The organism is Paraliomyxa miuraensis, from assembly GCF_026337845.1.
GTDB classification, from domain to species: Bacteria; Myxococcota_A; Polyangia; order Nannocystales; family Nannocystaceae; genus Paraliomyxa; species Paraliomyxa miuraensis.
Genome location: NZ_JAOVZF010000147.1, coordinates 55,727 through 74,275, shown reverse-complemented (window position 1 = coordinate 74,275; position 18,549 = coordinate 55,727). Strand labels below are relative to the sequence as shown.

The 18,549-nt window shown below is 69.7% G+C and carries 15 protein-coding genes; 8 read left to right on the top strand and 7 right to left on the bottom strand.

The window, feature by feature from the left end:
* Positions 1–9: 9 nt before the first annotated feature.
* From OEB96_RS13905 to OEB96_RS13895, 3 genes are read right to left on the bottom strand one after another with little or no spacing between them, the layout of a single operon-like run.
* On the bottom strand, positions 10–1,011 hold the full coding sequence (locus tag OEB96_RS13905; RefSeq protein WP_266216138.1) for a hypothetical protein: 1,002 nt from the start codon (positions 1,009–1,011) through the stop codon (positions 10–12).
* Positions 1,012–1,042: 31 nt separating this feature from the next.
* Entirely contained in the window at positions 1,043–2,512 is a 1,470-nt protein-coding gene (locus OEB96_RS13900; RefSeq protein WP_266216136.1) for a PQQ-dependent sugar dehydrogenase, read from the bottom strand.
* Positions 2,513–2,566: 54 nt separating this feature from the next.
* Entirely contained in the window at positions 2,567–4,693 is a 2,127-nt protein-coding gene (locus OEB96_RS13895; RefSeq protein WP_266216134.1) for a serine/threonine protein kinase, read from the bottom strand.
* A gap of 196 nt (positions 4,694–4,889) precedes the next feature.
* Here OEB96_RS13895 and OEB96_RS13890 point away from each other — a divergent pair, with 196 nt between their 5' ends.
* The 3 genes from OEB96_RS13890 to OEB96_RS13880 all read left to right on the top strand — a co-directional run bounded on the left by OEB96_RS13890 (position 4,890) and on the right by OEB96_RS13880 (position 8,732).
* Positions 4,890–6,215, top strand: a complete 1,326-nt coding sequence (locus OEB96_RS13890; protein WP_266216132.1) for a S1C family serine protease — start codon at positions 4,890–4,892, stop codon at positions 6,213–6,215.
* A 185-nt stretch (positions 6,216–6,400) separates the two neighbouring features.
* Positions 6,401–7,090 carry a hypothetical protein gene (locus OEB96_RS13885; protein WP_266216130.1) on the top strand — a complete coding sequence of 230 codons (690 nt, stop codon included), beginning with the start codon at positions 6,401–6,403 and terminating at the stop codon, positions 7,088–7,090.
* Between the two features lie 40 nt (positions 7,091–7,130).
* Positions 7,131–8,732, top strand: a complete 1,602-nt coding sequence (locus OEB96_RS13880; RefSeq protein ID WP_266216128.1) for an ATP-binding protein — start codon at positions 7,131–7,133, stop codon at positions 8,730–8,732.
* Positions 8,733–8,767: 35 nt separating this feature from the next.
* Here OEB96_RS13880 and OEB96_RS13875 read toward each other — a convergent pair whose 3' ends face one another.
* Both OEB96_RS13875 and OEB96_RS13870 read right to left on the bottom strand, forming a co-directional pair.
* Positions 8,768–10,825, bottom strand: a complete 2,058-nt coding sequence (locus OEB96_RS13875; protein WP_266216127.1) for a hypothetical protein — start codon at positions 10,823–10,825, stop codon at positions 8,768–8,770.
* 89 nt (positions 10,826–10,914) lie between these two features.
* Positions 10,915–11,562 (bottom strand): hypothetical protein, encoded by a 648-nt coding sequence (locus OEB96_RS13870; protein WP_266216125.1) that lies wholly within the window; start codon positions 11,560–11,562, stop codon positions 10,915–10,917.
* On the opposite strand from OEB96_RS13870, the gene OEB96_RS13865 reads away from it, so the two are divergent.
* Positions 11,561–11,977 carry a hypothetical protein gene (locus OEB96_RS13865; protein ID WP_266216123.1) on the top strand — a complete coding sequence of 139 codons (417 nt, stop codon included), beginning with the start codon at positions 11,561–11,563 and terminating at the stop codon, positions 11,975–11,977. The genes OEB96_RS13870 and OEB96_RS13865 overlap by 2 nt on opposite strands.
* Here OEB96_RS13865 and OEB96_RS13860 read toward each other — a convergent pair.
* A complete protein-coding gene (locus tag OEB96_RS13860; protein WP_266216122.1) occupies positions 11,947–12,933 on the bottom strand; it encodes a hypothetical protein in 987 nt (328 codons plus the stop codon). The genes OEB96_RS13865 and OEB96_RS13860 overlap by 31 nt on opposite strands.
* Before the next feature lie 105 nt (positions 12,934–13,038).
* Between OEB96_RS13860 and OEB96_RS13855 the strand changes: the two genes are divergently transcribed.
* From OEB96_RS13855 to OEB96_RS13840, 4 genes are read left to right on the top strand one after another with little or no spacing between them, the layout of a single operon-like run.
* On the top strand, positions 13,039–13,929 hold the full coding sequence (locus tag OEB96_RS13855) for an Hsp33 family molecular chaperone HslO (protein WP_266216121.1): 891 nt from the start codon (positions 13,039–13,041) through the stop codon (positions 13,927–13,929).
* Positions 13,929–14,873, top strand: a complete 945-nt coding sequence (locus OEB96_RS13850) for a pseudouridine synthase (RefSeq protein WP_266216120.1) — start codon at positions 13,929–13,931, stop codon at positions 14,871–14,873. Before OEB96_RS13855 ends, OEB96_RS13850 begins: the two co-directional genes overlap by 1 nt.
* Positions 14,874–14,926: 53 nt before the next feature.
* Entirely contained in the window at positions 14,927–16,477 is a 1,551-nt protein-coding gene (locus OEB96_RS13845) for a M14 family metallopeptidase (RefSeq protein WP_266216118.1), read from the top strand.
* Positions 16,474–17,424: an RNA ligase family protein gene (locus tag OEB96_RS13840; protein ID WP_266216116.1), complete on the top strand. Its 951-nt coding sequence runs from the start codon at positions 16,474–16,476 to the stop codon at positions 17,422–17,424. Before OEB96_RS13845 ends, OEB96_RS13840 begins: the two co-directional genes overlap by 4 nt.
* Before the next feature lie 11 nt (positions 17,425–17,435).
* Here OEB96_RS13840 and OEB96_RS13835 read toward each other — a convergent pair whose 3' ends face one another.
* A complete protein-coding gene (locus OEB96_RS13835) occupies positions 17,436–18,527 on the bottom strand; it encodes a GH25 family lysozyme (protein WP_266216114.1) in 1,092 nt (363 codons plus the stop codon).
* Positions 18,528–18,549 lie beyond the last annotated feature (22 nt).

The following is an 18,549-nucleotide window of genomic DNA, read 5'->3' as shown; positions in this document are numbered from 1 at the left end:
CCGAGTCTCTCATCCGTAGCGCAGCGTGAGCACCCACTGCTCCCAGTGCCGCTGGAACGCCGTCATGTCCTGCCCCACGTAGCCGCGCAAGGTGGCCAGGCCCGTGGGATCGTGGCCCACGTCGTGGCGAAACGAGCGGTAGAAATCGCGCAGCTGCCCGGCCTCTTGCAGGTAGAGGCACAGGTAGCGGGCCTGGGCGTAGTTGCTGCCCTGGTCCTCCCCGTAGAACTGATCGCGCGTGGTCGACAAGAGCGATCCGAATGACGGCAGGCGCCCGGCTTCGATCGTCTGCTGCAGCCCGTGGAGCCGCCAGTTGGTCAGCCCCCAGATGCGTCCCTCGTGATCGCTGCACTGCTCGTAGAGCGAGGCCAGGCCCTCGTTGAGCCACGCCGGACACTCGGGAAAGTCGCTGTCGATGAAGGGATGCACCAGCTCGTGCACCAAGGTGCCTCCCCCCGTCGAGATGTTCATGATGAGCGCCTGGTGCTTGGGGGTGAAGTAGCCATAGGGGGTGTCGGGCTCCTCACCGAACACGGCGCGAGCGTGAGCGCGATAGCTCGCATCGTCGCCGAGCAGCCACACCTCCACGATGTCGCGGGGCAGGGCGTCGAAGTAGTCCTGCGACAGCCGCCGCACCGCCCAGCGCACCGTGCTCTCGGCTCGGTGGCGAAGCGCCTCGGCGCCCTCGTTGCCCACCAGCACGAACGGGGGCTCCACCATCACCGACAGCCCGTGAGGCCCGTAGCGCTCGGTCAGCGCAGCGGCCCGGGCTGCGAGGTTGTCCGGGGTCGGGGGGATCGCCGTGTCGTAGGTCTGACGAGCAGGCAGCGCCTGGGCCTTCGGAGCCTGGGCCACGGCCGTCGGGTCGGCGCGGGCGGGCTCGGATGGGGCCGGCGTGGCCTTGGCCGCGTCGTCCTTCGAGGGGTCGCGGGGCGCGGCGTCGCCCTCGCCTCGGTTCGAACGCGGCAGGCAGCCCGCGAGGGCCATCAGGACGAAGGCACGGCGCAGCACATCGGTTGGTAACGCACGAGGCCGGTGGGGTTCACGCCCCCGGTGCAATTCGATAGACCTTGCCGTCGAAGATCGGGCCGCCCAGGATCGCGTCCACGGTGGTGATGAACACGTCTCCGTAGGCGTTCCAGCCATTGCCCAGCGGCAGCTCGTTCTGGTCGAGCACCACCCCGAGATCGGTCACGGCCCCGTCCCAGGAGAGCGCGAAGAGCTCGCCCGTGCAGAAGTCGCCGTAGAAGTACACGCCATCCCATGCGGGCACCTCGCACGAGCGATACACCGAGCCGCCCGTGATCGAGCAGCGGCCGTTTTGGTGGTTGTACTCGACCAGCGGCATGGTGAGCCCGTCGGCGTTGACCTCGTTGGGCCCCGCCGTGGTGTCACACGGCGCCCCGCCGAAGCAGTGGAAGCCCTCCATGTCGCTCCAGCCCAGGTCGGCTCCGGAGGCGGCCAGGCTGACCTCCTCCCACTGGTTTTGGCCCACGTCGGCCACGTAGAGCAGGTCGGTCTCGGGGTCGATGGAGAAGCGCCATGGGTTGCGCACTCCCCACACGTAGACCTCGGGCGCAAACGCGGCGTCGCCCACGAACGGGTTGGTCGGCGGGATCGTGTAGTCGAACGGCCCGTACTGCGGGCAGCCCATGCATGCGGTGGGATCGTCGTCGGACCCGTCGGGCTCGACCCCGATGCGCAGGATCTTGGCGTGCACCATCGAGGGATCGCGGCCCGTGTCGAAGGCGTCGCCGCCCTGGCCACCGTCGCCCATGCCGATGAGCAAGTAGCCCTCGGAGTCGAACTGGATCATGCCGCCGTTGTGGTTGTTCGCGGGCTGGTGCAGCTCGATGATCACGCGCTCGCTGGTCGGGTCGACCTGATTGGAGTCGGCGGGATCGAGCGTGAATTCCGAGACCACCGTGTGGATGGGGGTCATCGGCGGCACGGCGGGGTTGTAGTTGACGTAGACCCGAGGATCGGCGGGGAAGTCGGGGTGGAAGGCGAACCCGAGCAAGCCGAACTCGGCCCCGATGCTGGTGTTGCCCGCCCCCTGCACGTCCACGTGCAGGAAGGACGAGCCCGGCGCGGAGGTCTGCCCCGGCTCGAGGATTCGAACGTCGCCCCCCTGCTCCACCACGAACAGGCGATCGATCTCGGTGGGGTGACCCACCGCGTGCACCGGACGGTCGAAGCCATCGGCCACCAGCTCGAGGGCCACCGCCGGCCTGCCCTCCACCTCCTCGTAGGGACACACGATGGGACCGCCCGTCGTCGTACCGGTGGGCTCGTCGGTGTCGGTGCCGGGTCCGGTGGAGGTCGAGACGGTGGTCGTCATGCCCTCGGTGGTATCGGCCACCATCGTCGTGCTCGGACCCGTGGCGGTGGTCGGTCCCGTGGAGCCCGTGGTCGTGGCCGACTCGGTGCCATCTTCGCTCGGAAGGTCACTGGGGCAGCCCGCCAGGGCCAGCAAGCAGGGGAGAAGCGAGGCTCGGATCTTCATGGTCATGCGCCGTCCGTAGGATCTACGCGCCGACCCTAGCATGGCCGGCCGGGCGGTGGATCAATTCGATACGCACAGCACTCGGCCGTTGCGCGCGGAGTTGCCGAACAGAGTCACCGAGTTGCCCGTCTTGTTGTTGAACGCCTTGCCGTCCTTGAGCCAAAAGACGAGCGGCGTGCGGGCGCCTGGGTTGCGACGGACGAACTTGGTCACCTCGCCCTCCGACGGCAGACGCCATCCCTTGAGGTTTCCGTGGCGCTCGGACTTGAGCCGATTGCAGGTCGACTTTGCCTCGGCCAGCGAGGAAGCCGTCGAGGGGCGCTTGGGCGCGTAGAGCTTGCCCGACGACTGGAGCACGCCGAGATCCGGCTTGGTGGTCTTGGGCGGTCGCGTGCTCCCTCCGTTGTTGCCACCGTCGCCGCCGCCATCGCCACCATCGTCGTCTGCCTTGCCGTCGTCACCGCCACCGTCGGCTGCACCACCGTCGGCTGCACCACCGTCGGCTGCGCCACCCTCGGCCGCTGCACCGCCGTCGGCTGCACCACCCTCGGCCGCGGCACCACCTTCGGCCGCTGCGCCACCTTCGGCCGCTGCGCCGCCCTCGGCCGCCGGCGTTCCCGTCTCGGCCGACGCCGACGTGGTACCGCCGCTGCCACCTGCGTCGTCGGCTCCTCCCGACCCTCCGCCCTCGGACTCGGCCTTGCCATCACCGCCCTCGGCGTTGGCGGGAGTGCCTGCATCGGCTCCGGCCTTGGTCTCGTCGGTGGCGGCGACCTCCGACTTGCCGTCCTTGCCGAGCTTGGTCATCGCGAACCAACCGCCGCCGCCGAGCAGCGCCAGCAGGACGATCACCATCACGATGAGGCCGCCCTTGCCTCCGCCGCCGAGCGACGAGTCGGGACGTTGCTCGAGCCGGCTGTCGGCCAGGCCGAAGGAGTCGCCCCCGCCGATGGTGGGAGCCGAGACTCCTCCGCCCTGGATCTCGTTCGACCACGTGGGCGAGGGTCCGGGACCTGCCTGGCCGATGCCTCCCACGAACGTGGGCGCGGCCCCGGGGTTGCCTCCGATTCCAGGAGGGGCGCCCAGGCCCATCACCGTTGGAGCCGCGCCAAGCGGTGCGCCCATGCCCGCCGGCGCGCCCATCCCCGTGGGCACGCCCATCCCCGGAGGAGGCGTCGGGGCGCCGACCGAGGCCACCGTGCGCCCGGGGCCACTGGGCGCGCTCGCGGCCACGCCACCGACCGAGTAGATCCCGTTGTTGCGGTTCTCGTACGATGCCAGCGCGGTTGAGAGTTCCTCGCACGAAGCCCAGCGCTCGGCCGGGTTCTTGCGCAGGCATCGAGCGATGACCTCCACCAGGCCGGGAGCGACGTGGCCCCCCAGCGCCTGCAGCGGCGGGGGCTCGCGGGTGCTCACGTTGACCAGCGTGGCCGCCATCGTGGGCCCCAGGAACGGATTTCGCCCCGAGAGCGCCCAGTAGAGGATGACGCCCATCGCCCAGATGTCGGTGCGGTGATCGACCTGCGCTGCGCCCTCGGTCTGCTCGGGCGACATGTACTCGGGCGTACCCATCAGCACGCCCATGCCGGTCTTGCCCGCCTCGGAGCCCTCGGTGAACTTCGAGATTCCGAAGTCCATCAGCTTGACCATCAGCTGACCGGGCTTGGGCTCGTGCAGGAAGATGTTCTCGGGCTTGAGGTCGCGGTGGACGATGCCCGAGTGGTGCGCGGCGGCGAGGCCCTTGAGCGCCTCGCGAACGATCAGCACCGAGAGCCCGGGGTCGACCTTGCCCTGGCGCTGCTGGAGGAAGGTCGCGAAGTCCCTCCCCTTGAGCATCTCCATCACGATGTAGGGCCCCAGATCGCTGCGTCCGAGGTCGAGGATGTCGCAGATGTGCTCGCTGCCGATGCGTCCCGCCGCCGTGGCCTCGTTGCGGAAGCGAGCCAGCACGCCCTCGTCCTTGGAGAACTGGACGTGCATGAGCTTGATGGCGACGGTCTTCTTGACGAGGACGTTCTCGGCCTTCCAGACCGCCCCCATCCCGCCCTCGCCGAGCATCCGCACGAAGCGAAACTTGCCGTCGAGGACACGCCCTTCGAGCGGCAGCAGCTTCTCGCTGTTGGGGCACAGCAGCACCGTCTCCGCGTGGGGCTGGCCGCAGAAGGGGCAGGGACCGAGAGCCGCCATGATTGGCGCGCATGATACAGCACGCTCCGCGCCCGTGCCGCGTCGCGCAGGGCGCGGACGCCAAACCCTTGCAGGGGCCCGCGATCTGGTGAAAAACGGCAGGAGGTGGGGGTCCGACCCAGGGGAGGACCGGGAACAGACCCCTGGACGACGAGGTACGTCGTCGCCCGAGCCCAGGACCTCAAGGAGACTCGAGATGCCCAGATCCAGCGTGGTGCGTCCTTCGCTTGCTTCTCTTGCCCTCATCGCGATTGCCCCCATGCTCGCGATCGCCAGTCTCGCCCCGAGCGGTTGTGATCGGGGCTCGGGCAGCGAGAGCGAGGCCAAGCCCGCGGCCGAGGCCAAGGGTGAGGCGAAGACCGAGGCCACGACCGAGACCAAGACCGAGACGAAGGCAGAGGCCAAGGGGGCGCCGGAGGACGCCAAGGTGCAGCCGGTCGCGGTCAAGACTGGTCCCGACGGCGCCACCCCGATGGTCGACCCGCAGGCGGCCACGCCTCCCGCCACTCCGCTGGTGCCCGAGCCGCCGCCCAGCGCCCGCACCCAGGACGAGACCAACACCATCTCCGTGTTCGAGGCGGCGGCCCCGGCGACCGTGTTCGTCAAGCAGACCGCAATCGTGCAGGACCGCGCGATGCGGGCCCAGGAGGTGGAGGCCGGCGCCGGCACCGGCTTCATCTGGAACGCCGACGGGTACATCGTCACCAACTGCCACGTTGCGCTGGCCGACTGTCCTTCTCTGCGGCCCGCGCCTCGGCTCTCGGTCACCCTCTACGATCAGAAGGTCTACGACGCCAAGCTGGTCGGGGCCGATCCCTTCAAGGACATCGCGGTCTTGAAGATCGAGACCAGCGACAAGCTGGTCCCCATTCGTCGGGTGCCCGAGGGGCATGCGCTGGTGGTGGGCCAGAAGACCATCGCCATCGGCAATCCCTTCGGGCTCGATCACACGCTCACCACCGGTGTCATCTCGGCCATGGGCCGCGAGGTCAAGGGCATCGGTGGGGTCACGATCAGCGAGATGGTCCAGACCGACGCCGCGATCAACCCCGGAAACTCCGGTGGCCCGCTGCTCGACAGCCGCGGTCAGCTCATCGGCATGAACACCATGATCTTCAGCGCCAGCGGATCATCGGCCGGCATCGGCTTCGCGGTCCCGCACACCGTGATCGAGCGCGTGGTGCCGCAGATCATCACCAACGGCCGGCCCACCCGCGTGGGCCTGGGCATCAGCATCCTCGACGAGGCCATCGCCCGGCGGCTGGGAGTCCAGGGGGTGGTGGTCGATCGCGTCGCCGCGACCTCGCCCGCGGGCAAGGCGGGGCTGCGTGCGATCACCCAGACCCCGACCGGCTGGCAGGTCGACGTGATCGTGGGCGTGGACGGCGAGCGGGTGAAGATCTACGACGACCTCTACAAGGTCGTGGAGAGCAAGGCGCCGGGCGAGAGGGTGAAGCTGTCGGTGTTGAGGTTGCCGGGGGAGGAGCTGTTGACGATCGAGACGGAGCTGGTGGAGCTGTAGGCGGGATCGAGCCGAAATCGATCGATGGCGGCGGCCCGAGGACCGGAACAGGCGGGTCGTTCGGGTCATGCGAGCACGGGCGGGGTCACGAATGTGACCGTTCTTCGTGTGTGCTGGCGTGATGCCGGGTATCGTTGGTGGAAGTGACTGCCTTCCCGAGAATCGCTCCGTTGCTTTGCGGCTCGATGGTGGTGATCGTTGCCTGCGCGCCCACCTATGCGCCTCCGGTGCGCACGATCCACGGCGGCGCGCCCGGTCGGCTCGACGTGGGACAGATGGAGGTCGCCGCGGGCTCGATGGGCTTGGGCGCAGTCCCGGGAGGCACCGGGGGCGGCGGTAGCCTCGGTCATGCGGTGCGACCCCATCTCGCGCTCGAAGGGGGCGTCGACGGAGCGAAGAAGGGGTGGACGCTGGGCTGGGGTGGCGTGCGGGCGCCGTATCGCATTCGGACCTCGCACCGCTGGCTGAGCTTCGCGGTCGACGGCTCGCTGAGCGTGGGGGCGGGCGTGGGCGGTCACAACTGCGCCGGAGATCCCGAGATCTACGAGCCCAACTCGGCCGGGTGCTACTCCGATGGCGTGCGCTGGTACCACCGCCTTGCGGGCGGCGGTGCGATGGGCGCGGGGGCCGCGATGCGGCTGGGGCCGGTCTCGTTGTTCACGCGCGGTCGCCTGCAGATCACGGGTGCGCGCAACATCCCCGCCACCCAGTGGGCCAGCGCCATGGGCGGTCTGCACGTCCACATCCTGCGGTATGCCGATCTATGGTGGAGCACGGGCGTGGGCCACTACTCCAACTCGGTCGAGGGCCTCACGGGCATGATCTCCGAGGTCGGGCTGGCCGTTCGCTTCGATCGCCACCTCGGTTGGCGCTGAGCTGGGACTTCGCGTTCCTCGACGGTCTTGCCCGGGTGCTTTGGGCAAGGCGACGCGATGGCGTACCCTCCTGATCGCTCCCCTGCGCCCGTCGTTCAACATCGCCGGCCCGTGCATCCCGGGCGAGCACTACATGCTCCCGCCGCAGCGGCGGCTCGGACGCGTGCTCGAGCTCATCGAACGCCGTAGCTACTTCACGCTGCATGCGGGACGTCAGACCGGCAAGACCACCAGCGCGATGTGGCTCGAGGAGTACCTCAACGCCACCGGAGAGGTCCTGGCGCTGTGGGTCGATCTCGAGACCGCGCGCGAGAAGCCCGATGTCGCGCGGGCGATGAGGGCGGTCTTGGCGTCCTTCGATCGCGTGCTCGCATTGTGCAGTCCCGAGCTGGCCCGGCCCACGTCGGATGAGATCGAGGCCATGCTGCTCAAGCCCGACGGAGCGCTGCTGGCCTACCTCACCCGCGTTGCTGGCCTCGCCCCGCGCCCGCTGGTGCTCCTGCTCGACGAGGCCGACGGCTTGGTGGGCGAAGCCATGGTCTCGTTCCTGACCCAGCTTCTCCAGGGGTACATCGAGCGGAGCCGGGCGCCGTTTGCTGCGAGCGTGGTGCTGGTGGGCCAGCGGCAGGTGCGGGACTACGTGCTGCGCGAGGAAGACCGGCGCGCGCTGACGTGGCTGGGAACGACCTCGCCGTTCGACATCACCGCGGAGGCCACGACCCTGGGGCCGTTCTCCGAGGCCGAGGTGGGCGAGCTGCTGTTCCAGCACACCGCTGCGACGGGGCAGCGGTTTGCACCCGAGGCGGTCGCGCGGATCTACGAGCTGGGTCAGGGGCATCCGTGGCTGACCAATGCGCTCGCCGATCAGATCGTCGGCCAGGACGTGCGCGATCGACAGATCGTGATCACGACCGAGCACGTCGAGGAAGCCAAGGAGACGATCATCCTTCAGCGACGCACTCACATCGACTCGCTCATCGCTCGGCTGCGTGAGGACCGGGTGCGACGGGTGCTCGCGCCGATGCTGGCGGGGAATCGTGCCACACATGATGTGCTCGACGACGACTTCGCCTACGTGCTGGGTCTGGGGCTCGTCCGCGATCGGGGCGGGCGCTACGAGATCGCCAACCCGATCTATCGCGAGGTGGTGCCGCGGGCGCTCACCCATCATCAGCAACGGCAGATCGCCAACGAGCCGGACTGGTACGTACACCCGGATGGCTCGCTCGACATGGCCAAGCTGATGGCCGACTGGCAGGTCTTCTGGCGCAAGGACGGACACCTGGCGGCCGACGGCTTCCACTACCGCGAGGCGGGGCCGCATCTGATGCTCATGGCGTTCTTGCAACGGGTCGTCAACGGAGGCGGCCGCATCGAGCGCGAGTATGGCCTTGGGCGTGGAGCGCTCGATCTACTCGTGGGGTGGCGGGGGCAGGCGCATGCGATCGAGGTCAAGCTGCGCCGCGACAGCGAGACCGAGGGCGAGGCGCTCGATCAACTGGTGGGGTACCTCGATCGGCTCGGGCTGTCCGAGGGCTGGCTGGTGATGTTCGACCTGCGCAAGGAGCCGAGCTGGGCCGAGCGGCTCTTCACCCGCGAGGTGGAGCACCGCGCAAAGCGGATCCACATCGTGGGCTGCTGAGGTCACCCGCCCGCAGCAGCATCTTCGGCTCGCTGCTACAGGTGCCCCACGATCACCGTCACCCCCGGTGCTCGCGTGGCCTGCGTCGTCGTGATGGTCAGCTGCGCCGTGCCCGGCGGCAGTCCCAGGGTCGGGCTCAGATCGATCTGCGGCAGATCGATGGCCCCCAGCCCCCCGCTGGCGATGGCTCCCAGCACCCCGTCGACCAGCTGGGTCTCGAGCGTGGAGGCGAGCAGCGGCTCGGTCTCGATCGAGTCGTCCTCGTTGACGGTCAGCTCGGTGTCGACCTGCTCGACCTCGCTGATGGTGATGGCCACGCCGCTGCTGGTGGGCGTGAACTCGAGGCCCGCCAAGAGAGTCGAGTAGGCGGTGAACGTGATCGGGGCCATCCCCAGCATCAGGCTGCCTTCGATGCGCACGTCGCCGAGGTGGGCCCGCACCTGGGCGTCGGGGCTGCAATCGGAGGCGGTGGGGGCGAGCATGCCGCTGACGTGGATCTCCACGTCGCTGATGAGGCCGTTGGCGGGCAGCAGCTCCGGCGGCATGTCGAACTCGAGCAGACCGCCCTCCCACGCGCCGTGCAGCAGCTGGTTCAGCAGATCGTCGGTCAGGCCGATCTCGAGCAGGCCGTCGCGTGGCATCTGCAGCGTGCTGCCGTCGCCACAGCCGTAGCGGTCGGGGATGCCCAGGTTCTCGTAGGGCGCCACCGGGGCCACCGCGTAGCCGCCTCCGCGCAGCACGATCACCCCGCCCTGCGGCGGTGAGCCGGCCGGGGGCGACGCGCCGTCGTGGAAGTCGGTCGCGAAGAAGTCGGTGACCAGCTCGACCTCGATGGGCTGCATGGGGTCGGCGAGGTTGGGGAACTGCAGCACCGAGTTGGGGGCCAGGCCGTTGAACGCCTGCGACAGCGCGGGGCCGAGCAGCGAGTCGACCTGCATGGTGAGCTCGGCCTCGATGTCGGCCACCACGCCGCCGATGATGAACGGCTCGATCACGGTGATGAGGAAGTTGGTCCAGGCGTTGTTCGACGTGATGTCGAGGTTCACCACGTTGGTCTGAGTGTTGGCCGAGGTGACGACGACCTGGTTGTTGGCGTTCACCGAGAGCAGCAGATCGGAGGTGACGCGGATCGAGTCGATCGTCATGTCGCCGGTGCCGTCACCCCCCGCGAGCTGGCAGGCCGGGATCGTGCAGTCGAACACGAGGTCGCCGCTGATGCCGTAGACGAAGCCCTGCAGCTCGATGCCGCCGTCGATCGCCTCGAGCGCGACGTCGGTGTCGGTGTGCTGGATCGTGGTGAGGTAGACGTTGTAGCCCGCGCTCGAGGTGATCGGCACCCCGGGGTTGATGAACTGCTGGAGGTCGACGGTCTCGAGCGCCAGGCCGAGCAGGGTGGCCACGTCGTTGGGAGGCGGGTTGTGGTTGCCGTCGTCGAGTGTCGGCTGGTCGAGGTAGATCGCCAGACCCTCGTCGGTGATGCCGTTCTCGGGCACGGTGGGCAGCCGGTAGCTGGGCGACCACAGGAACGACTGCACGCGCTTGCGGGGCTGGTCGAAGGTGTCGAGCGTCTCGAACACGAGGGTGTTGCCGCCAACCTGGGCCGTGACGTCGTGGCTGAAGCTGCCGTCGGCTGCGACCTCCACGTCCTCGCCATTGAGCGTGAGCGAGGCGATGGGGCCGGCTCCGCTGTGGACGGTGCCGGTGACGGTGACCACCGGCGAATCGTCCTGCAGGGTGGCGGCGCGCGGCGGGAAGTCGACGTCGATGGTGGGGCGGCACTCGTTGGAGATCACCGCGTCGCCCACCTCGCAGACCCCCGAGTTGCACACGTCCTCGGTGCAGGCGTTGCCGTCCTCGCAGTCGTCGTTGCGGATGCAGGGCTCGGGCGGTGGCTCGCCCGTGGGCTCGCCGGTGCCCGCGGTGGTGTCGGGGTCGGCGGTCTCGTCCACGCCCTCGGTGTCGGTGGCCGTGCCGGGACCCGTGCCCACGTCGGTGTCGGTACCGTCGGCCGAGGTCGGCGGATCGTCGCGACAGGCAGTGAGGACGGAGAGCAGGAGCAAGGAACCGTACGAGCACGAGCCAAGCCAACGCATCAGGCGCATGCTAGCACGGGCCAAGGACGGCGGTAGTGTCCGTCGACGAGGGCGCGGGTTGGACGGCCGGTCGAGCAACCTCGTGCGCGCTAGGGCCACATGCAGAACGTTCCGCCGTCCATGATGGTGATGCAGATCATCCCGCTGGGGCAGTCTCCCATGACGTTGCATGCGATGTTGCACTCGGATCCCATGGGCGGATCGATCACGTCGGCGCAGCTCTCACCCAGGGTGGCTCCCGCGGGCGCCGGGTCGCAGTCTCCGATGCCGCCGGGACAAGCGTCGACGCAGACCGACCACGTGCTCATGCCGTTGGTGGCCGTTGCACACGTGCCGCCGTCACAGGGAGCCGCTACGGCCCCACAGTCGCCGTACATCGCCAGCGGCTGCGCGGGCCAGGCACAGTAGGAATCGGCGAGGCTCGGCCGGCAGATCATGCCGTCCGGGCACGTCTCTCCGTTGCCGCACGACAGGTAGCAATCGTCGACCGCGTCACCCGTGATGGGTCCGCAGCTCACCACCGCGTCGCCCGTACCCGGCGGAGGCGGGCAGTCGCATGGACCGGCGCAGCTCTGGGCCGAGCACGTGGCGACCTCGATGGGAGTTCCGCCCCAGATGCAGAGGTCGCTTGCAGCTCCGCACAGGCTCATGGTTGCGAATCGACCGTATTGATCCAGGCAGTAGTCGTAGTTGCCCATGCCCCACACGCGGCCACAGACGTCCACGCACTGGCCCATGTCGTCGCACGTCTCGTTGCTGCCGCAGTCGCTCGGTTCTGCACACTGGGGCTGCATCCCACTGCTGCTGCTACCGCTGCTACCGCTGGTCGGCTCGACCCCCATGGTCGTGCCCTCGGTCGTGTCCTCGGTGGTCGATGACGAGCCCGTGGTGATGCCGCTGCTCGCGGTCGTATCCACCGCGCCGTGCGTGGTGTCCATCTCCGAGCCCATGGTGGTCTCGCTCGAAGTGGTCGGGATGGGTGAGGTCGTCGAGCTCGGGCCGGAGCTGCTCGAGACCTCGTCCCCCGAGCCGGAGCTGACCGTTTGTGGAGGGGTGGAGCACGCGCTCGAGGCGAGCGCGAGGGCAATCGGCAGCACGTATCTTCGAATGGACATGGCGGCCTACTGTTGCCACATGCAGAAGTTGCCGTAGCCAACGCCGATGTCGACGCAGCCCATGCCGGCCGGGCAGTCGCCGTTGTTGTTGCAGTCGAGGTGACACTCGTCGCCAGCGCTGGTGTAGACCTGTCCGCAGCCTTGTCCTTGCGACGCACCGGCCGGGGCTGGATCGCAGTCGCCGACCGCACCGCAGGAGCTGACGCAGACCGCCCAGTCGTTCATGCCGGAGGCCGTTGCGCAGACCCCACCGTTGGCACAGCCCGAAGCCACGGCGCCACAGTTGCCGTACATGTCCAGATCCTGCACGGGGTGAGCACAGTACATACCGAAGCGGCAGACCATGTCGTCTGGGCACGCCTCGCCGTTCTCACAGCTCAGGTAGCAACGATCGGTACCCGCGAGGTCGCCGCAGGTCACCGTTGCCGTTCCGGTCGGTGGGGGCTCGGGGCAGTCGCACTGGGTGGCACAGGTTCGGCCGCACACGACCACCTCGATGGGGTCGCCGCTGTTGATGCAGGACAGTGCTTCGCCGCATAGCACCGTGCTGTCGAACGTGCCCAGCGGAGTGAGGCAGTAGCCGTAGTGACCATCGCCCCACGGGTTGCACGCGGCCACGCACATGCCCGCGATGCAGGTCTGGTTGGATCCACAGTCCTCCGGGTCGGTGCACTCGGGCATCGGACCGCTGCTTCCGCTGGTCGTCGGGTCGACGCCCACGGTCGTGTCGCCGCTGGTCGAGGGATCGTCCATCGTGGTGTCGCCGGTGCTGACCGGTGGGTCGACGGTCGTGGTGCCGTTCGTGCCCGAGCCGCTATGGCTCCCGTTGGTGGTGTCCTGCCCCGGCGTGGTCATGCCCGGCGTGGTGGTCGCCTCGTCGGTCGTGCTCGAGTCGTCCGGCCCGTCCCCCGAGGCGATCGTCGAGGGCGGGGTGGAGCACGCGCCGAGCGCGAGCACGACCAGGGGAAGGGCAAGACGAGTCCAGCAGCGCATGATGCCAACTTTAGAGCGCCTGCGGCTCACCGAAAAGGACGGAGACCGATCGGCAGCCATCGCCGCCCTGGCTCCCGTTCCTGCGTCGGCGGTATCGTCCGTCACATGGATCTCCTCTCGAGAGGTCTCGACTCCGCCAAGGCCGTCCGCGTGGTCGCTGCCGTCACCACGTCGCTGGTGCGCGAGGCCGCGACGCGCCATCGCCTGCGTGGCGCGGCGGCGGTGCTGCTGGGGCGAGGGCTCACCGCAGGCTGCTTGCTGGCCACTCTCACCAAGCGCGACGACGAGCGGGTGCGCATCGCGATGCGCGGCGATGGCCCGCTGGGCCGGGTGCTCGTGGATGCGCACGGCGATGGCCGGGTTCGCGGGTGCTTCGTCAACGAGCGCACGACGGAACTCCACGTACCGCTCGGGGCGGGTCGCGCGGTGCTCGGGCCGCTGGTGGGCAACGGGCAGATCACGGTGACGCGCGATCTCGGGCTCGAGAACACCTATCAAGGCGTGGTGGAGCTGCGCACGGGCGAGCTCGACGAGGACCTCGAGCGCTACCTGACCGGGAGCGAGCAGCTGCCCTCGGTCATGCGCTGCCACGTGATGGTGGGGGCGGACGGCGAGGTGGTGCGCGCGGCGGGGGTGCTGGCCCAGACCTTTCCTGGCGCGGATCCCGAGCGCCTCGATCGCATCCGCGGCGTCCTCGAGGGCGATGGCCTGGCCGACGTGCTGCGACAGGATCGCGAGGTCGACGCGCTCATGGGCTTTGCCCTCGGCGGCGAGGGGTTCCACGCAGCCGAGCCCACCGCGCTGCGGTTCTCGTGCGGTTGCGGGCGAGAGCGCGCGCGTTCGGTGGTGTCGACCCTCGGGGCCGAGGACATCGACGCCCTCGCCGACGAGCAAGGGGGCACCGAGGTGCGCTGCAGCTACTGTGGAGACACCTACGAGCTGAGCGAGGCCGATCTGCGAGCGCTCGCCGCCGAGCTTCGGGAGCAGCGCAGCTGATGGGCCGTCCGCTGCGCTTTCGCGTCGTCGATTCCGAGGACGGCTCCCTGCTGCCCCAGCTGCTCGCACGACGGGTGCCGGAGCTGTCGCTGACCGACGCCAAGGAGCTGGTTCGGGGGGGCGCCGTGTACCTGGGGCACCTGCGGGTGCGGCTGCCCACCATGCGGGTGGCCTCGGGCGAGCGCGTGACGGTGCACCTCGAGGGGCTCGAGGCCAGGCCCTTGTCGTCCGAGCTCGTGCGCTTCGTGCATCGCGATCCCGACTTCGTGGTGCTCGACAAGCCTCCCGGGGTGCCCGTGGCGCAGACTCGCCAGACGGCGCGTGGAACGCTCGCGGAGGCCCTACGCCGCACGCTCGTGGACGAGGGCGTGGTGCGGCCCTACGTGGGGGTGGTGCATCGCCTGGACCAGGGGGCCTCGGGGCTCGTGATGTTCACCGTGCGCAGCGTGGCCAACAAGAGCGTGCATCGCCAGTTCGCCGAGCATCGCATCGAGCGGCGCTACCGGGTGCGGGTGGTGGGCGAGCCTCCGGCGGTCTTGCGCTGCGAGGCTCCGCTGTGCGAGCTGCCCCACGGGCGCGTTCGCGTGGCGCAGTCGGGCGAGCCCCGGGCGCGGCCGGCCGTGACCGAGCTGCGGCGGGTGGAGCCGGTGCTCGGCGAGGTGGAGGGACGCGCCGCGGCGCTGCTCGACGCGAGCCTGGAGACCGGGCGCACCCATCAGATCCGCGTGCACTGCCAAAGCGAGGGCTTTGCCGTGCTGGGCGATCGCAAGTACGGCGAGCGGCCGCCCGCGAGCGAGCCCGACGATCGAGGCGAGGGAGGGTCGGAGCCCTCGCGCCTGTTCCTGCACGCGTACCGCCTGGGGTTCGCGCATCCCACGACCGGCGAGCGCGTCGACCTGCGCGCGCCGCTGCCCGACTGGGCGCGCGCCCGCGAGGACGAGTAGACGCCGAGCGGGTGGACGTGAGGGCTCGATGGGCGTGCTACGGTGCGTGCGTCGTGTCGCGTCGCGGAACCGGATGCTCCGGCTGGGTGGTGGGGTGGCTGATGGGCCTCGTGCTCGCGGGAAGCAGCACCGCCGCGATGGCGGCCCCCGTCGAGCACCATGGCGAGATCCTGGTCCGGGTGCATGCATGGCCGCACGAGGTGGAGGCACTGGGTCTCGATGTATGGACCCACCGCGCGAAGGTGCCGCGTGTGGTGGCGCGCGTGGTTCCGTCGCTACGCGCGGCGCTCGAGGCCTCGGGGTACGCCTACGAGGTGATCGAGCCCGATCTCGGGTCGCGGCTGTCGGAGGAGCGAATGCGCCGGCTCGCCGTGGCCTCCGCGTACGGAGGAGGGCTCGACCCCGCGTACCACGACGGCTACCACGAGCTGCCGGAGGTGCTCGCGTGGCTCGATGCCCTCGCCACGGCCGAGCCCGCGCGGGTGAGCATCGTGGAGCTCGGCGTCTCGCTCGAGGGCCGGCCGATCCGGGGCGTGCGCATCACCAACCCCAGTCGCGCCGTCCACCCGTCGATCCTGGTGCTGGGGGGACAGCACGCGCGCGAGTGGATCTCGCCGGCCGCCATCACCTTTGCCGCCGAGCAGCTCGCCACCGCGGCCGAGGGCAGCGCGATCGACCTCTTGCTCGACGAGGTGGCGGTGGTGATGGTGCCCGTGGCCAACCCCGACGGCTACGTGTTCACGTGGACGGACGATCGGCTGTGGCGCAAGAACCGGCGCGACGAGCATGGCGTGGATCTCAACCGCAATTGGTCGGTGGCGTGGGGAGGCGAGGGCTCGAGCGACGATCCGGAGGACGGCAACTTCCGCGGAGAGGCGCCGTTCTCCGAGCCGGAGACGGTGGCCGTCCGGGACTTCGTGGCGACCGAGATCCGCCTGCTGGGATTCCTCGACGTGCACAGCTACGGGCAGCTGGTGCTGTGGCCGTGGGGCTTTGCCGAGGGAGTCGTGGCCGACGACGATGCTCGATTCGAGGATCTCGCCGTGGGCATCGCCGATTCCATGATGGACCCCTACGATCGGTTCTACGAGCCGATGCAGTCGTCCGACTTCTATCCGGCCGCGGGCAACTCGGTCGACTGGGCCTATGGCGTGCACGGGCTTCATGCGCTCGGGGTGGAGCTGCGGCCCGGGGGCGACGAGGAGGCGGGCTTCATGCTCTCCGAGGCGCACATCGTGCCCACGGGGGAGGAGCTGCTGGCGGGGATCCTCGTGCTGGCCGAGACCTCCATCGAGCTGGGGCCGGGCTCGCCCGGGGACGACGGCAACGCCGAGCCTCCTCCACCGAGCGACGATACCACGGGGACGACGACCGGGGAGGGGCTCGATGGCACGGGTGGCGAAGGGTCCAGCGGTGCGGTGGCTTCGTCGTCCGACGATGGCGTCGAGCCGGGGGGGACCGGGGGTGAGGCCGTCGACGAAGGCACGGGCGGGGGCTGTGGTTGTCGCTCCAAGGGCGAGGGTGAGGGCGAGGGCAGGGCATGGTGGGCCGTGGCGGCGGTGAGCCTCGGGCTCCGTCGTCGTCGGCGTCGAGGCCGGCGGTGAGCGAGCGAGTGATGGAGCACCGCCCCTTTCCCAAGATCCCCACGACCCTCGACGATGGCATGTCCGGGGGCGCGCGCTGGGTGGCGACCGAGAAGATCCACGGCGCGCAGCTGGTGGTGGCAACCGACGGCGAGGTCGTGCGCCTGGGCAAGCGCAAGGCGTGGCTCGATGACGACGAGCCGTTCTTCGGCTGGCAGCTGCTGCGCGGGGAGCTACGGGCCAAGGCGGTGGCGATGTACGGCGCGCTCGGACGCGGCGGCGAGCTGCATCTCTACGGCGAGCTGTTCGGCGGTGGGTATCCGCACCCCGAGGTGGCGGCGTTGCCGGGGATCTCGGCGGTGCAGACGGGGATCTGGTACACGCCGGGGATCGCGTGGGCGGTGTTTGGTGCGCTGGTGGTGGTCGACGACGGCACTCCCGTGTTCCTGGCGCATGCGCAGCTCGAGGCGCTGGCCGAGGAGGTCGGCCTGCGCATGCCCCCGCGGCTGGGCCGGGGCACGCGCGCCGAGTTGACGCGCTTGCCCGTGCGGTATCCCAGCCGCGTGGCCTCCGAGCTGGGATTGCCGGAGCTGCCGAGCAACGTGGCGGAGGGCTTCGTGCTCGAGCCCGACGCCGAGCTGCCCGCTGCGGGCCGACCGGTGGTCAAGCACAAGATCCCCGAGTTCGACGACAACCGCTTCGACGCCAGCCGCCCGTTCGACGCCGATGCGCACCTGTCGGTGGAGGAGCTGCTCGAGCTGTCGCGCGTGATGATGGGACCCATGCGGGTCGCGAGCGCACGCTCGAAGGTCGGGCACGCCGTGGCGAGCGTGGTGGAGGAGATGGTGCTGGATGTGTGGATCGATCTCGAGGCCATGTTCCCGCGACGCATGGCGGGGCTGACGGAGGCGGAGGCCGCGAGCTTTCGAGAGGGGCTGACGGCGAGGGCCGAGGCGGCGGTAGGGTGAGCGCATCGCCGCTACGACCGCAGCAACGCGCTCCACGTGCGCTCGTCCACCACCGTATCCACCGCCAGCCCCTGCGCCTGCTTGAACGCCCGCAGGGCTGCCAGCGTCTTGCTGCCGGCCTTGCCGTCGGGTCGGCCGTTGCTGCCCACCAGCCCCTCCGGACCGAGCTCGGCCGCCAGCAACAACCCTTGCACCTCCGCCACCACCTGCACCCGCCGGGAGGTCCCGAAGCTCGCCAGGTCCACGGTGGGCAAGGTGATCGTGCCTTGGTCGGTGCCGACCGACGCCTTCGTCGTCGCGGTCGAAGCGCTCGTGCCGGTCGTCGAAGCGCTCGTGCTGGCGCCCCCGATCATCGCCAGCGCCAGCAGCTGCTCCGCCGTCCCGTCGAACCGATCGACATCGGCGATCCCACCTTGGACCCCCGGAACCGCCCCGAACGTCTTCCCGTAGTAGTCGAAGTCTCCACCCCCCGACCACTGCCAGATCGTCCACGGCCACACCGCCGAGCCCTTGATCAGCCGATTCTTCGGCCCGGTGGCGCTCGGATCGGCTCCACCTGCGTCGTACTTGACCTGCCACAGCGCGACCTTGCCCACCAGGCCATCCCAGTTGCCGGTGGTGCCCTCCCACACGTCCGGACCGGTGTAGATCCCGGGGACCCGACCCAGCTCGTTGCTCACCACGTCGATGAAGCCCTCGAGCCAGTCGCGGTTGCGGTCCGCCTTGCCGGCCCACTTCTCCCAGTCGACCATCGGCGGGAGGCTGCCCGCGCCCGTGCTGCCGACCTGCTTCAACACGCTGCAGAACCACTTCGCCTCGGTCTGCCCCGCCTCACGACCCGGCATGCTGGTGCGATTGTCCGGGCGAGCGAAGTGATACGCACCGCGCACGAGCCAGGGATCGCTCCGCCCGGGATCGAGCTCGACCAGCGCCTTCCACTTGTCGCGGAACCCGGCATCTTCGAAGTCACCGCCCTCGGTCGCCTTGAGGATCACGAAGCGAAACGGCGGGCGACCCGGCTGCGTGGATCGGGCGAGCGCCTGAAAGTCCACGTTGCCCTGTGCATGGCTGACGTCGATGCCGAAGAGGAGCTTGGCGTCCATGGGCCCGGATCCTACCGGACGC

Coding starts and splice junctions, on each gene's coding strand:
- OEB96_RS13900 (WP_266216136.1), bottom strand. CDS start 2,512: ATGACCATGAAGATCCGAGCCTCGCTTCTCCCCTGCTTGCTGGCCCTG.
- OEB96_RS13895 (WP_266216134.1), bottom strand. CDS start 4,693: ATGGCGGCTCTCGGTCCCTGCCCCTTCTGCGGCCAGCCCCACGCGGAG.
- OEB96_RS13890 (WP_266216132.1), top strand. CDS start 4,890: ATGCCCAGATCCAGCGTGGTGCGTCCTTCGCTTGCTTCTCTTGCCCTC.
- OEB96_RS13885 (WP_266216130.1), top strand. CDS start 6,401: ATGGTGGTGATCGTTGCCTGCGCGCCCACCTATGCGCCTCCGGTGCGC.
- OEB96_RS13875 (WP_266216127.1), bottom strand. CDS start 10,825: ATGCGTTGGCTTGGCTCGTGCTCGTACGGTTCCTTGCTCCTGCTCTCC.
- OEB96_RS13865 (WP_266216123.1), top strand. CDS start 11,561: ATGTCGTCGCACGTCTCGTTGCTGCCGCAGTCGCTCGGTTCTGCACAC.
- OEB96_RS13870 (WP_266216125.1), bottom strand. CDS start 11,562: ATGGGCCAGTGCGTGGACGTCTGTGGCCGCGTGTGGGGCATGGGCAAC.
- OEB96_RS13860 (WP_266216122.1), bottom strand. CDS start 12,933: ATGCGCTGCTGGACTCGTCTTGCCCTTCCCCTGGTCGTGCTCGCGCTC.
- OEB96_RS13855 (WP_266216121.1), top strand. CDS start 13,039: ATGGATCTCCTCTCGAGAGGTCTCGACTCCGCCAAGGCCGTCCGCGTG.
- OEB96_RS13850 (WP_266216120.1), top strand. CDS start 13,929: ATGGGCCGTCCGCTGCGCTTTCGCGTCGTCGATTCCGAGGACGGCTCC.
- OEB96_RS13835 (WP_266216114.1), bottom strand. CDS start 18,527: ATGGACGCCAAGCTCCTCTTCGGCATCGACGTCAGCCATGCACAGGGC.